9 protein-coding genes are annotated in these 13303 nt (G+C 73.0%); 8 read left to right on the plus strand and 1 reads right to left on the minus strand.

Going from position 1 to position 13303, the window contains the following annotated elements; genetic code table 11:
- Positions 1-54 precede the first annotated feature (54 nt).
- Genes AB0L45_RS15080 through AB0L45_RS15095 form a run of 4 tightly spaced genes read left to right on the plus strand, consistent with a single transcriptional unit; the run spans position 55 to position 3963 of the window.
- On the plus strand, positions 55-1419 hold the full coding sequence (locus AB0L45_RS15080) for an extracellular solute-binding protein (RefSeq protein ID WP_365839795.1): 1365 nt from the start codon (positions 55-57) through the stop codon (positions 1417-1419).
- Complete coding sequence (locus AB0L45_RS15085; RefSeq protein ID WP_365839797.1) at positions 1416-2333, plus strand: sugar ABC transporter permease; 918 nt, start codon at positions 1416-1418, stop codon at positions 2331-2333. The genes AB0L45_RS15080 and AB0L45_RS15085 overlap by 4 nt, the downstream gene beginning before the upstream one ends.
- Before the next feature lie 4 nt (positions 2334-2337).
- Complete coding sequence (locus AB0L45_RS15090) at positions 2338-3189, plus strand: carbohydrate ABC transporter permease (protein ID WP_365839938.1); 852 nt, start codon at positions 2338-2340, stop codon at positions 3187-3189.
- A gap of 54 nt (positions 3190-3243) precedes the next feature.
- Positions 3244-3963 carry a S1 family peptidase gene (locus AB0L45_RS15095; protein ID WP_365839799.1) on the plus strand — a complete coding sequence of 240 codons (720 nt, stop codon included), beginning with the start codon at positions 3244-3246 and terminating at the stop codon, positions 3961-3963.
- 67 nt (positions 3964-4030) lie between these two features.
- Here AB0L45_RS15095 and AB0L45_RS15100 read toward each other — a convergent pair whose 3' ends face one another.
- On the minus strand, positions 4031-7921 hold the full coding sequence (locus AB0L45_RS15100) for a hypothetical protein (protein WP_365839801.1): 3891 nt from the start codon (positions 7919-7921) through the stop codon (positions 4031-4033).
- Between the two features lie 276 nt (positions 7922-8197).
- Between AB0L45_RS15100 and AB0L45_RS15105 the strand changes: the two genes are divergently transcribed.
- The 4 genes from AB0L45_RS15105 (at position 8198) to AB0L45_RS15120 (ending at position 13199) form a co-directional block, all read left to right on the plus strand.
- The gene (locus AB0L45_RS15105) at positions 8198-8890 is read left to right on the plus strand and encodes a helix-turn-helix transcriptional regulator (protein WP_365839803.1); all 693 of its coding nucleotides are present in this window, start codon (positions 8198-8200) and stop codon (positions 8888-8890) included.
- Between the two features lie 32 nt (positions 8891-8922).
- On the plus strand, positions 8923-9567 hold the full coding sequence (locus AB0L45_RS15110) for a disulfide bond formation protein DsbA (protein WP_365839805.1): 645 nt from the start codon (positions 8923-8925) through the stop codon (positions 9565-9567).
- Between the two features lie 203 nt (positions 9568-9770).
- Entirely contained in the window at positions 9771-10553 is a 783-nt protein-coding gene (locus AB0L45_RS15115) for an ABC transporter ATP-binding protein (RefSeq protein WP_365839807.1), read from the plus strand.
- A 42-nt stretch (positions 10554-10595) separates the two neighbouring features.
- Positions 10596-13199 carry an FtsX-like permease family protein gene (locus AB0L45_RS15120; protein ID WP_365839809.1) on the plus strand — a complete coding sequence of 868 codons (2604 nt, stop codon included), beginning with the start codon at positions 10596-10598 and terminating at the stop codon, positions 13197-13199.
- Positions 13200-13303: the final 104 nt, after the last annotated feature.

Genomic DNA, 13303 nt, shown 5'->3' on the forward strand with positions numbered 1-13303 from the left:
ACCCCTGACTTACGGTCACCGGGCAGCCTGCCGTGGCTAGTTGGAGGTCATGCCGTGCGCCGCACCGCTCCGATGGCTCTGCTCACCGCCGCCGTGCTGGCCGCAGGCACGCTCACCGCGTGCGGCGGCGGATCAGGGGGCGACAGGAACACCCTCAAGGTCGCGTTCATCAAGGACACCAACAACAAGGTGACGGTCCGGGACGACTACGTCGAGACGGTGGCCCGTGCGTTCGAGAAGGCCAACCCCGGCAAGAAGGTCAAGCTGATCCCGATCCAGGCGTCCGAGAACGATTACTACGCCAAGATCCAGCAGATGATGCGCTCCCCGAAGACCGCCCCCGACCTGGTCTACGAGGACACCTTCCTGATCAACTCCGACATCACCGCGGGGCTGCTGCGCCCCCTGGACAGCTATCTCGCCACATGGGCGGACTGGAAGCAGTTCGAGCCGGCCGCGAAGGCCGCGGCGCGGGCGCAGGACGGCAGGACGTACGGCGTACCGGACGGCACGGACACCCGCGGCCTGTGGTTCAACAAGCGGATCTTCAAGAAGGCGGGGCTGCCGCAGGACTGGCGGCCGAAGACCTGGGACGAGGTGCTGGACGCGGCCCGCACCGTCAAGCGGAAGGTCCCCGGCGTCATCCCGCTGAACGTCTACACCGGCAAGGGCGCGGGCGAGGCGGCCGTCATGCAGGGCTTCGAGATGCTGCTGTACGGCACCGGCCAGGACCAGCTCTACGACCCGGCGGCCAAGAAGTGGGTCACCGGCACCAAGGGCTTCCGGGACAGTCTGGAATTCCTGCGCACCGTGTACGGGGAGAAGCTGGGCCCCGACGTGTCCGACGCGCTCAGCCCCAACATCCAGACCCGTGTCGCCACCGAGCTGATGCCCGAGGAGAAGCTCGCGATCAACCTGGACGGCTCGTGGCTGGGCCAGCAGTGGCAGCCCAAGGGCGGCGGCAAGCCGTGGCCCGAATGGCCGTCGGTGCTGGGCCGGACGCCGTTCCCCACCCAGACCGGCGCGGCACCCGGCCGGGTCAGCCTGGCGGGCGGCTGGACCTGGTCCGTACCGCGGCAGTCGCAACAGCCCGACCTGGCCTGGAAGCTGATCGAGACGTTCCAGTCGCAGCGCAACGCGCTGGAGTGGTGCGTGCGCGGCGCACAGATCGCGGTACGCAAGGACGTGGCCGCGGACCCCGCGTACCTGAAGTCCATCCCGGGCATCGGCTTCTTCACCGACCTGGTGAAGGTGAGCCGGTACCGTCCGGCCCTGCCCGCCTACCCCAAGGTGTCGGCGGCGATCGGCGAGGCCATGGAAGCGGTCACCACCGGCGACGCGAGCCCGCAGAAGGCGGCAGCGGACTACGACGAGCAGCTGAAATCCATCGTGGACGGACAGGTCGTCGCCAAGCCATGAGCCGCGCCGCCACCACGACCACCGCATACGGCACGGCGGGCCGCGGTGCCCGGTCCCGCCGTACGGCCCTGCTGCGCTGGTCACCGCTCGCCCCCGCGACCCTCCTGCTGCTGCTCTTCCTCGCCGGGCCCATCGGCTACTGCGTCTCCATCGCCTTCACCGACATGCAGCTGACCGGCCAGGAGTCCACCTCCTTCGTGGGCCTGGACAACTTCCGGCACGCCTTCGGTGATCCCGCCTTCCTGAACGCCGTCGTCCTGACGCTGGTCTTCACCCTGATCTCGTCGGTCCTGGGCCAGAACACCCTGGGCCTGGCGCTCGCCGCGCTGATGCGGCGCGCGTCCAAGGCCGTGCGCACGCTCACCGGCGCGGTCGTGCTGATCGCCTGGGTGCTGCCGGAGATCGTCGCGGGCTTCCTGCTGTACACGTTCTTCGAGCGGCGCGGCACGCTCAACGCGATCCTGGACTGGCTGCACCTGCCGGCTCAGAACTGGCTGTTCACGCTGCCCATCCTGGCCGTGTCGTTCGCCAACGTCTGGCGCGGCACGGCCTTCTCGATGCTGATCTACTCGGCCGCGCTCGCCGGGATCCCGCAGGAGGTCACCGAGTCCGCCGAGGTCGACGGGGCGAGCGGCCGGCAGCGGCTGTGGCATGTGACGCTGCCGATGATCCGCCGCTCCATCGGCACCAACCTGATGCTCAACACCCTCCAGACGCTCTCCGTCTTCGGGCTGATCTGGGCCATGACCCGCGGCGGCCCCGGCAGCCGCAGCCAGACGCTGCCGGTGTTCATGTACGACCAGGCGTTCCTGAAGTCGCTGATCGGGTACGGCACCGCCGTCGCCCTGCTGCTGCTCGTGGTGGGCGCCCTCTTCTCGGCCGTCTACCTGCGGCTGCTGCGCGAGGAGGTGTGACGTGGTGCGTGCCCCGGCCGCAAGGCCCCTGCTGACCCGCCGCGCCCGGCGCCGCCTCGCCGCCGACGCGGCGCTGCTCGCCGTGGCCGCCGCCTTCGCCGTACCGCTGGTCTGGCTGGTGCTCTCCTCGCTGGACACCGAGGCGACGCTGCGGGTGCGGGTGCCCGGTTCGCCGTCGCTGGACAACTTCTCGGCGGTCCTGACGGACGAGATCACCTTCACCCCGATGCGCAACAGCCTGGTGCTGTGCGGCAGCGCCACCGCGCTGACGGTCGCCTGCGCGGCGCTGGCGGCCTATCCGCTGTCGCGCTACCGCTCCCGGTTCAGCCGGCCGTACCTGCTGACCATCCTGTTCTCCACCTGTCTGCCGATCACCGCGATCATGGTCCCGGTGTACGCGCTGTACGTACAGGTCAACCTGATCGACACCGTGTACGGCACGGCGCTGTTCCTCGCCGCCTCCCAGCTCCCGTTCGCCATCTGGCTGATGAAGAACTTCATGGACGGCATCCCGCGCGTCCTCGAAGAGGCCGCGTGGACCGACGGCGCGTCCTGGTTCCAGACGCTGTGGCGGGTGATCCTGCCGCTGACGGGGCCGGGCGTCACGGTCGTGACGATCTACACCTTCGCCATCATGTGGGGCAACTTCTTCGTCCCGTTCCTGCTGCTCCTGTCCCCCGAGCAACTGCCCGCCTCGGTCAGCATCTTCACCTTCTTCGGCAACTACGGCGCCATCGCCTTCGGGCAGCTGGCGGCGTTCTCGATCCTGTACTCGACGCCGGTCGTGCTGCTGTACGTGCTGATCTCGCGCCGGCTGGGCGGCGGGTTCGCGCTGGGCGGCGCGGTGAAGGGCTGAGCGCCGGCCGGGGCACGGCACAGGCTTCCACCCGTCCCTCCCGGAGGAGGAACCGTGAGACCGAGACCCACCGCAGCGCTCCGCCGCGTGGCCGCACCGGCCGCCGTCACGGCGGCCGTCGCGACGGCCGTCCTGGCCACCGCGCCGCCGGCCGGTGCCGCCCCGGACAGCGGTCCGTCCCGTACGGCCGCCGCGACGGCGGTCCGTGGCGGCACCGTCCTGTACAGCGCGTCCGGCCGCTGCGCCGTCGGCTTCAACGCCACCAAGGCCGGCACGTACTACGCGCTCATGGAGGGGCGGTGCGTGGGCGGCGCCCGGGACTGGTACGCCGACGCGGCCCGTACCGTCCACGTCGGCGTCACCGAAGCCGTGCACTTCCCCGGCGAGAACGTCGCGCTGATCCGGTACACCGACCCGGCCGTGTCCCACCCGGGCGAGGTCGACCTGGGCGGTGGCCGTCACCTCGACATCACCGGCGCGGCACGGCCCACGGTGGGCCAGTCGGTGTGCCTGGCCGGGCCCACGGCGGGTACGCACTGCGGGCGGGTGCGCGCCGTGAACGTCAGCGTCACCTACCCCGAGGGCACGGTGACCGGCATCGCCCAGACCTCCGCCTGCTCCGAGCCGGGTACGGCGGCGGGCCGCCCCGCCGTCTCCGGCAGCACCGCGATCGGCCTCGCCATGGGCGGCAGCGGCGACTGCGCCTCCGGCGGCACCACGTACCTCCAGCCGGTCGTCCCGGCGCTCCAGGCGTTCGGCCTGACGCTGTACTGAGCGCCGGGCCCGGCCGCTACGACGGGGAGCCCGAGGCCGCGCCCGCGCCCGTTTCCGCGGGCGCGGGTCACCTGCAGTACCAGTCGGCGGGCACGCCCATGGCCGTCCGCGCCCAGTGGCCCTTGCGGCTCAGTGTGCAGATCGTCTTGGCCGCCTCGTCCACCTTGACGTACCACTCGCGGACCGTGCCGTCCACGCTGCCGCTGATCAGGGCCCGGCCGTCGGGCCAGAACGCCAGCGACAGCACGCTGCCGGTGTGCCCGGCGAGCACGGCCGACGTACGGCGGCCGGCCAGGTCCCACAGGCGTACGGTGTCGTCGTCCCCGCCCGAGGCCAGGGTGCGGCCGTCCGGACCGAACGCCAGCGAGGCGACGCTGCCGGCGTGGCCGCGCAGGGTGCCGGACGGCCGGCGCTTCGGGACGTCCCACAGCTGGATGTCGTGGTCCGTACCGGAGGTGGCCAGGGTCTTCCCGTCCGGCGCGAAGACGGCGGCGAAGATCGGGTAGGTACGGCCGGTGAAGCGGGCGGTCTCCCGGAGGTCCGCCACGTCCCACAGCCGGACGGTGCCCCGGTTGCCGGCGTTCTCGGTGACCGCCAGGGTCTTGCCGTCCGGCGCGAAGGTGACGGTGGACGCGCCGCCCGTCAGCTTGCGCTCGGCGATCCGGCGTCGGCTCGCCACGTGCCACAGGAACAGGTTGCGGTCGTCGCCGACCGTGGCCAGCACCCGGCCGTCCCGCGAGAAGGCCGCCTGCCGGACCGTGTTGGTGTGCCCGCGCAGCGTGCCGAGCAGCCGGCCGGTGTGCGCGTCCCACAGCCGGACCGTACGGTCGGCGTGCACGGACGCGAGCACGTCGTTGCCCGGCGAGAACACCAGGCTGGTGATCATCCCGGGCGGCGCGGCGAGCGTCCGCAGCGGCCGCGGCCGGTCCGCCGACCACAGCGTCAGATCGCTGCCCGCGGCCGCGACGATCCGGCCGTCCGGGGACACCGCGGCCGAGGTGATCGCGCTCTGCCGGCCGCCGAGCGTCTCCCGCCCGCTGCCCGCGGCGCGCCACAGCCGCACCGTGCCGGTGTCGTCGTTCAAGGGCGCGGCCAGCGCCGAGCCGTCCCGCGCCCACGACAGCGCGCTCGCCGACTCCACGCGCGCCTGGAACTTGTCCCACGCGTGCCGGGCGTCGACGTCCCAGAGCCGCACCAGGCCGTCGTAGCTCGCGACGGCGAGCACCGGGCGGTTCGGCGCCCAGGCCAGGGCCGTGATCCGGTCGGCGGTGCCGGTCAGCTCGCCCGCTCTGCGGCGCCCGGCGACGTCCCACAGCAGGACCGTGCGGTCACCGCCCCCGCTGGCCAGGGTCCGGCTGTCCGGGCTGAAGGCCAGCGCGAACACCGACTGCCGATGGCCGGTGAGGGTGGCCAGCGGCCGGTGGGTGCGCGCGTCCCACAGCCGGACCGTACGGTCGTCACCGGCCGACGCCAGCACCTTGCCGTCCGGTGAGAAGGCCACCGCCGTCACGTTGTCGGTGTGCCCGGCGAGGTCGGCGACATGGCGCAGCGAGGGCACGTCCCACAGCCGTACCGCGTCCCCCGTACTGCCCGACGCCAGGGTGCGGCCGTCGCGGGAGAAGGACAGCGACAGCACCCGGCCCGAGGGGCCGTCCAGCACACCGAGCCGGTGGAGCTGGGCGACGTCCCACAGGCGGACGCTGCCGTCGTCCCCCGCGCTCGCCAGGACCCGGCCGTCCGGACTGAAGGCGAGCGCGAACACCGGGCCGACGTGGCCGATGAAGGTGGCGAGCATCCGGCCGGTGGCGACGTCCCACAGCTTGACCGTGCGGTCCACCGAGCCGGTGGCCAGGGTCCGGCCGTCCGGGCTGTGCGCCACCGCGGTCACGATGCCGGTGTGGCCGGTGAACTGGTTGGCGCGGTACGCGGCATAGGCGCTGAGCAGACTGCCGCGCGCCTCGACCGTCTCCGCCTGCCGGTAGCCGTACAGCGCGGTCAGCGCCGCCGCCTGGGGCTGCTCCCGGCGCAGCTCGCCGGCCTCCGCCGCGTACTGGCGGGAGACCGCGATCCGGCGCTGCGCCTCCGCGTCCGCCCGCTGCTCGAAGGCGATGCCCGCCGCGATGAGCGCGAGGACCAGGAGGGTGGCCAGTGACGCGGTGAGCCAGCGCGCGCGGCGGCCCCGCCGCCGGTCGGCGCCGGTGGCGGTGCGCAGGAAGTCCCGTTCCAGGGCGTTGAGCGCGGCGCCGTGCACGCGCGCCCAGGCCTGCGCGCCGGCCAGCTGCGCGCCCCGGTACAGGGCGCCCGCGTCCCGGCCCAGTTCGTGCCACGCCTCGGCGGCGGCGGTGAGCCTGCGGTGGGTCCGCAGCGCCTCCCGGTCCTCGTCGAGCCAGTGCCGCAGCCGGGGCCAGGCCCGGATGACGGCCTCGTGGGCGACCTCGACCGTGCCCTCGGACAGCACGACCAGCCGGGCCGCGGCCAGCTTGCGCAGCACCCCGTCGATCTCGTGCGGGTCGGCGAGGCCGTCCAGTTCGCGGCGGGCCAGCCGGCGCCGGGTGTCCTCCGTGCCCTCGCCGAGCGCGGTCAGCCGCAGGAACACCGCCCGCATCACGTCCCGCTGCCGGGGCCCGGCCTTCTCGTACACCCGCTCGGCGGTCTGCGCCACGGCGCCGCGCATCCCGCCGGTGGCGCGGTAATCGGCCAGCCGCAGGGTCTCGCCGCTCCGCCGGTGCCACGCCTCGCGCATCGCGTGCCCGACCAGCGGCAGCGCCCCCGGCTGGCCGGCCGCCTCGGCGAGCACCGCCTCCACCAGGTCCGCGTCCACCTGGACGCCGGACCGGACGGCGGGCTCGGCGATGATGTCCCGCAACTCGGCGCGCCCCGGCGGCCCGACGGGCAGCTGGGCGGCCGTACGCAACACGGCGACCAGCTCCGGGTGCACGAAACAGCGCGCGTAGAAGTCCGCCCGGATGCCGACGGCGACCCGGACCCGCCGGTCCTCGCAACGGGCCAGCCCGGCCACCGCGCCGAGGAAGGCGGTGCGCTCGGCCTCGTCGGCACAGAGCGTGAAGGCCTCCTCGAACTGGTCGACGACCAGCAGCGCACGGGCGGTGTCGGGCTGCGCGGCGAGCCAGGTACGCAGGGCGAGGCCGAGGGCGGTGGGGACTTCGTCGGGGTGGGGGTGGGGGTCGGTGGGGGCTTCGGAGGTGGTGGGCTCTTCGAACCCCGGGCAGGGCCGTTCACCCGTACGCGCTCCTCCCCCCGTACCTCCTCCACCCGTACGCACTTCTCCACCCGTACCCGCCCCCTCAGCCCCCTCCCCCTCCTCCCCCTTCCCGTCCCCCAGGCCCGCGCCGCCCGGTCGTTCCGGTTCCGCCGCCAGGCGGGTCACCGCTTCCGTGAGGGCGCCGAGCGGGTGGGCTCCAGGGGTCAGCAGCACCGGGTGCCAGTGCGCGCCGAGGTGGGGCAGCAGTCCGGCCCGCAGGAGGGAGGACTTGCCGCTGCCCGAGGCGCCGAAGACGACGGTGAGGGCGTGCTGTTCGACGCGGCCCGACAACTCCTTGGTGAGGGCCGCGCGGCCGAAGTACTCCGCGGCGTTCGCCGCCTCGAAGGCGGCCAGACCCGGGTACGGGCACCGTGCCGTGACCGGTTCCTCGTCGCCCGCCCCGGCGGCGGCCCGCCAGCGCGCTTCCCACTCGGCCCGCTCCCCGCCGCACGCCTGGGCGTAGGCCAGGACGACGTCCAGTGTGGCCAGCCGTTCACCCTTGGCCGCCTCCGCCAGGGTGCTGGCGGAGTAGTGCGCCGTCTTGGCGAGCGTGCGGTAGCTCGGTGTCCCGGCCCGCTCCCGCAGCTGCCGCAGTTCCCAGGCCAGCCGCTCCACCGGCCCGGCCTGCGGATCCACCGGCCGTTCGGGGCGTCCCAGCCGGGGCTTCCGCTGCCCTCCCCCTGCGATCCCCGCCACCTTCTTCCTGCGCCGGGGCCGCCCCCCGCGGCCCGATCTCCCATTGTCCGACTTGTTTGTCCCTGGCGAGCTGCACTTTCGGACAACTCCGCGGCGGCGCACAGTCGTGGTCTCCGGCGCCGTCGGGGTGGCAAACGGGGGTGGCGCGAGTACCACGTGTCCTCGCGCCGCGGCACCCCCGGCGGGCCGGACGTACCGGGCACGGCCGTAGCTTCCTACGACTTCGCGTCCTGTACCTCCGCACCATAGGTACGCGGGCACCACCACCCCTACCGTGTGCCGGTGACCACCCACCCCACCGGCGCGTTCGACGCCGCGGCCGCGCGACGGCTGCGCACGGCGCTCGGCATGACGCACGCGCACGTCGCGTACGGGATCTGGGCGGCGTACGGCCTGCGGGTGCGGCCCTCGGCGGTGGCCGCCTGGGAGCGCGGCGAGGCGTCCCCTTCGGAGGCGGAGCTGTCCGCGCTGGCCGGTGCCCTGTGGTGCGCGCCGGGCGAACTGCTCGCGGCGCCGCGTACCTTGCGCGAACACCGGCTCGCGCGCGGCCTGGCGGCGGACGACCTGGCCCTGCGTATCGGGATGGAGCCCGCCGCGTACGCGTGGATGGAGGCGGCCGGCACCTGGACCGGCGACGACCGGCAGGCGGCCGGACTGGCCGAGGTGCTGCGGCTGCCGTGCCGCGCGCTGGTCCGGCTGACCGGCCGGGAGGGCAAGCTCACCGAGCTGCTGCGCAGCGCCGCGACCACCCGGTGGCAGGCGTACGTACGGCCGGTCGCCAAGCTGGTTCCGCTGCCGAAACCGCGTGTCCAGGCCGCTCTCCAGGGCCTGCACGGTGACTATCAGGGGCTGATGGCCGCCTCGCTGAACTGGGGTGGCGGCGGGAGCGCCGACGCGTCGGGCGATGCCGGGCAGGTGTTTCTCGATGGCATCCTGGAGGTGTTCTGGGCGCGGGCCGGGGGTGGCTGACCGCGTCCGGCCTCGGCGGTGGGAGGGTTCGGATGGGTGGGGTGGCGGGCTCGGGGGCTTCCGGGGGCGGGGTGACGGCGGACTTCTGGTGCGACCCCGTCTGCCCGTACACCTGGATCGCCGCGCAGTGGTTACGGGAAGTGGCCCTGGTCCGCCCGGTGCGGGTACGGCTGCGGCTGATGAGTCTTCAGGTGCTCAACGAGGGCCGGGAGGTCGATCCCGAGGACCCGGACGGTGAGTGGGGCGCGTACCTGCGGGCGCCGGTGCGGGCCTGTGCCGCGGTGGAACAGCGGTACGGGCAGGGGGCGTTGGACCGTTTCTACCGTGCGCTCGGGGTGCGGCTGCACCACCGGGGCGAGTGGGACGGGATCGAGCGCGCGCTGTCGGACGCGGGGCTGCCGCGCGATGTGGCCGCGGCGGCGTGGACCACGGAGTACGACGCGGTGATCCGCGCCTCGCACGCGCGCGCTGTCGCGCTGGTCGGTGAGGACGTCGGCACGCCCGTCGTCGCGGTGGGCCCGGTGGCCTTCTTCGGGCCGGTGGTCTCCCCCGCGCCCCGGGGAGAGGCGGCGGGGCAGCTGTGGGACGGTGCCCTGATGACGGCTTCGGTGCCGGGCTTCTACGAGCTGCGCCGCCCGGCCGCCGCGGAACCGGACTTCGGGCCCGAGCCGGGCTGAAGGCCCGGCCGCCCGGCCGCCTGCCCGCCCTGCTCACGTCGGCCATAAGTCGGACGTCCGTCCGTCCACGGGATGACGGACCCCGCCCAGGTCGGACTTCCGGCCGGTACCGCTTTCACCTCTCCGGGCTGAGGCATCGGGGGCCTGGTACGGCGAAGTATGGGAGCGCACCACAAGACCGTCCCCTTCCCAGGAGTTCACCCGTGTCCCACGCGGCCGCTTTCCCCGCCCCCGCCCGAGCCACCGCGGCCGTCGCCGCCCGTGCCACGGACCTGAGCAAGGTCTACGGGGCCGGCGAGACCCGTGTGGTCGCGCTGGACAACGTGTCCGTCGAGTTCGGCCGGGCCCGCTTCACCGCCATCATGGGTCCGTCCGGTTCCGGCAAGTCCACGCTGATGCACTGCATGGCGGGCCTGGACTCCATATCGTCCGGCTCCGCGCGGATCGGGGACACCGAGCTGACGGGGCTGAGCGACAAGCACCTGACCCGGCTGCGCCGCGACAAGATCGGCTTCATCTTCCAGGCGTTCAACCTGCTGCCGACGCTGACCGCGCTGGAGAACATCACGCTGCCCATGGACATCGCGGGCCGCAGGCCCGACCGGGACTGGCTGGACCGCGTGGTGACGACGGTCGGGCTCTCCGGACGCCTCAAGCACCGCCCCAGCCAGCTCTCCGGCGGCCAGCAGCAGCGCGTCGCGGTGGCCCGCGCGCTGGCCTCCCAGCCCGAGATCATCTTCGCCGACGAGCCGACCGGCAACCTCGACTCCCGCTCCGGCGCCGAGGTGCTCGGCTTCCTGCGTGAGTCGGTGCGGGCGATGGACCAGACCGTCGTCATGGTCACCCACGACCCGGTCGCCGCGGCCTACGCGGACCGGGTGGTCTTCCTCGCCGACGGCCGCATCGTCGAGGAACTGTACGAGCCGACCGCCGACGCCGTCCTGGACCGGATGCGGCTGTTCGACGCCAAGAACCGTACGAGCTGACGCCCGCCGCCGACACCTCACCCCAGGACTGACACCACCACCATGTTCAAAACCGCCCTGCGCAACGTCCTCGCGCACAAAGCCCGACTGGTGATGACCGCGCTCGCGGTCCTCCTCGGCGTCGCCTTCGTCTCCGGCACCCTCGTCTTCAGCGACTCGGTCGGCCAGGCCGTCAAGAACGCCTCCGCCAAGAGTTTCCAGGACGTGGCCGTCTCCGTCCAGGCGGGCTCGCCGGAGAGCGGCCCCGAGCCGGAGGACGCCGACGGCCGCCGCATCAGCGCCCTCGACGACAAGCTGGCCGGCCGCATCCGCGCACTGCCGGGCGTCGCCTCCGTCCACACCAACGTCACCGGCCGCGCCACCATCGCCGACAAGGACAACCAGCCGATCGGCGAGGCATGGCAGAACGTGGCCGCCAATTACCAGCCGGGCCCGGACGGCAAGGACGGCCGCTACCCGGTCGTCCAGGGCCACGGCCCCCGCGCGGCGGGCGAGATCGCGGTGGACGAGGGCACCGCCGAGAAGGGCGGGCTGAAGGTCGGTGACACGGTGCGCTTCGCCACCGACGGACCGGCCCTCACCAAGAAGCTCGTCGGCATCGTCCACTCCGAGGACCCGAAGGTCACCGCGGGCGGCAGCCTGGCGCTGTTCGACACCGCCACCGCGCAGCGGCTCTTCACGCACCCCGGCCAGTACGACGAGCTGGTGGTGTCCTCGAAGCCCGGCACCGACGAGGCGGCACTGACCGACGCCGTCGAGAAGCTGCTGCCGAAGGGCCGCGCCCAGGCGACCAGCGGCAGCAAACTCGCGGCCGAGCAGGCCGAGATGGTCGAGCACAGCACCAGCGCGCTGAGCAAGACGCTGCTGGTCTTCGCGGGCATCGCCCTGTTCGTCGGCGTCTTCATCATCGCCAACACCTTCACCATGCTCATCTCCCAGCGCAGCCGCGAGATCGCGCTGATGCGGGCGATCGGCGCCTCCCGCCGCCAGGTCGTGCGCTCGGTGCTCGCCGAGGCGGGCCTGCTCGGCCTGGTCTCCTCGGTCGTCGGCTTCGCGCTCGGCACCGGTATCGCGGTCACCATGCGCGCGGTGCTCGACGCCAACGGCGCCGGTTTCCCGGACGGCCCGCTGGTGATCAGCCCGACCGCGGTGCTGTCCGCGCTCGGGGTGGGTGTGCTGGTGACCGTGCTCGCCGCCTGGCTGCCGTCCCGCAAGGCGGCGAAGATCGCCCCGGTCGAGGCGCTGAGCACGGTGGACGCCGCCCCGGCACTGCGCGGCCTGGTCGTCCGCAACACGATCGGCGCGATCGTCACCGGCATCGGTGTCGCGATCATGCTGTACGTCTCCTCCCTCACCAAGACCGAGGAGAGCAACCTGATGATCGCCATGGCGGGCTCGGCGCTGACCCTGACCGGCGTCATCATCCTCTCCCCGCTGCTGTCCCGGCCGCTGGTCACGCTGGCCGGCAAGGTCACCACCCGGATCTTCGGCATCAGCGGCAAGCTGGCCAAGGAGAACGCGCTGCGCAACCCGCGCCGTACCGCCGCCACCGCGTCGGCCCTGATGATCGGTCTCACGCTGATCACCGGCATGACGGTCGCCGGCATCTCCACCCAGCGGGCGGCGGACGAGCTGTCCGCCAAGGGTCTGACCGCGGACTACCAGGTCACCACGTCCAACTTCCGCGGCCTGGAACCGAAGCTGACGCAGCGGGCCGCGTCCGTGCCCGGCGTCGAGGCGACGGTGCCGCTGCGCCAGACCGTCTTCGACGTGGCGGCGGACGGCGCGTTCGGCATGCTCACCGGCACCGACCTCGACCGGCTCGGCAAGGTCACCGAGCTGACGTTCCGGAGCGGCTCCCTGCAGGCCGTACGGGACAGCGGCGGGATCGCGGTCTCCGAGAGCCGGGCGAAGGAGAAGGGCTGGAAGACGGGCGACACCCTCCAGGCCACCTTCCCCACCGATGCCCGTGGTGACGAGCAGAAGCGGAAGAACCAGAAGAAGACGCCGCTGAAGATCGTCGGTATCTACGAGGACAACCAGGTCGTGGGCGAGACGCTGGGCTCCACCAAGCTGGTCGACCCGCACCTGAAGCCCTTCAAGGACGACAAGGTCCTGATCAAGACCACGGCCGGCCCCGACGCCGGACTGGCGAAGGACATCCGCAAGGCCCTCGGCGACAGCCCGTTGCTGAAGGTTCAGGACAAGGACGCCCTGCGCAAGGAGAACGCCGGCAGCATCGACACCGTCCTGAACATGGTCTACGGACTGCTCGGCATGGCCGTGATCATCGCGGTGGTCGGCGTCGTCAACACCCTGGCCATGTCGGTCTTCGAACGCACCCGGGAGATCGGGATGCTGCGCGCGATCGGCCTCGCCCGCACCGGCATCAAGCAGATGGTCCGCCTCGAATCCGTGGTCATCTCGCTGTTCGGCGCGGTGCTCGGCATCGGCGTGGGCGTCTTCCTCGCCTGGGCCGGCGGCAAGATGGTGGCTTCCTCGATGCCCACGTACGAGATGGTCCTGCCGTGGGACCGCCTGGGCATCTTCCTGGCGATCGCCCTGGTCGTCGGCGTCCTCGCCGCCGCCTGGCCGGCCCGTCGCGCCGCCCGCCTGAACATGCTGGAGTCCATCGGCGCACAGTGACCCGCCCGAAGGCGGTTCCCCCCCGCCCGCCCGCTCCGTCCCTCCTCCCCCAGGGACGGGGCGGGCGCTTTCGCGGTGCGGGACGGGACGTTCCGGACGACGAG

The organism is Streptomyces sp. NPDC052496, from assembly GCF_040679095.1.
Classification (GTDB): domain Bacteria; phylum Actinomycetota; class Actinomycetes; order Streptomycetales; family Streptomycetaceae; genus Streptomyces.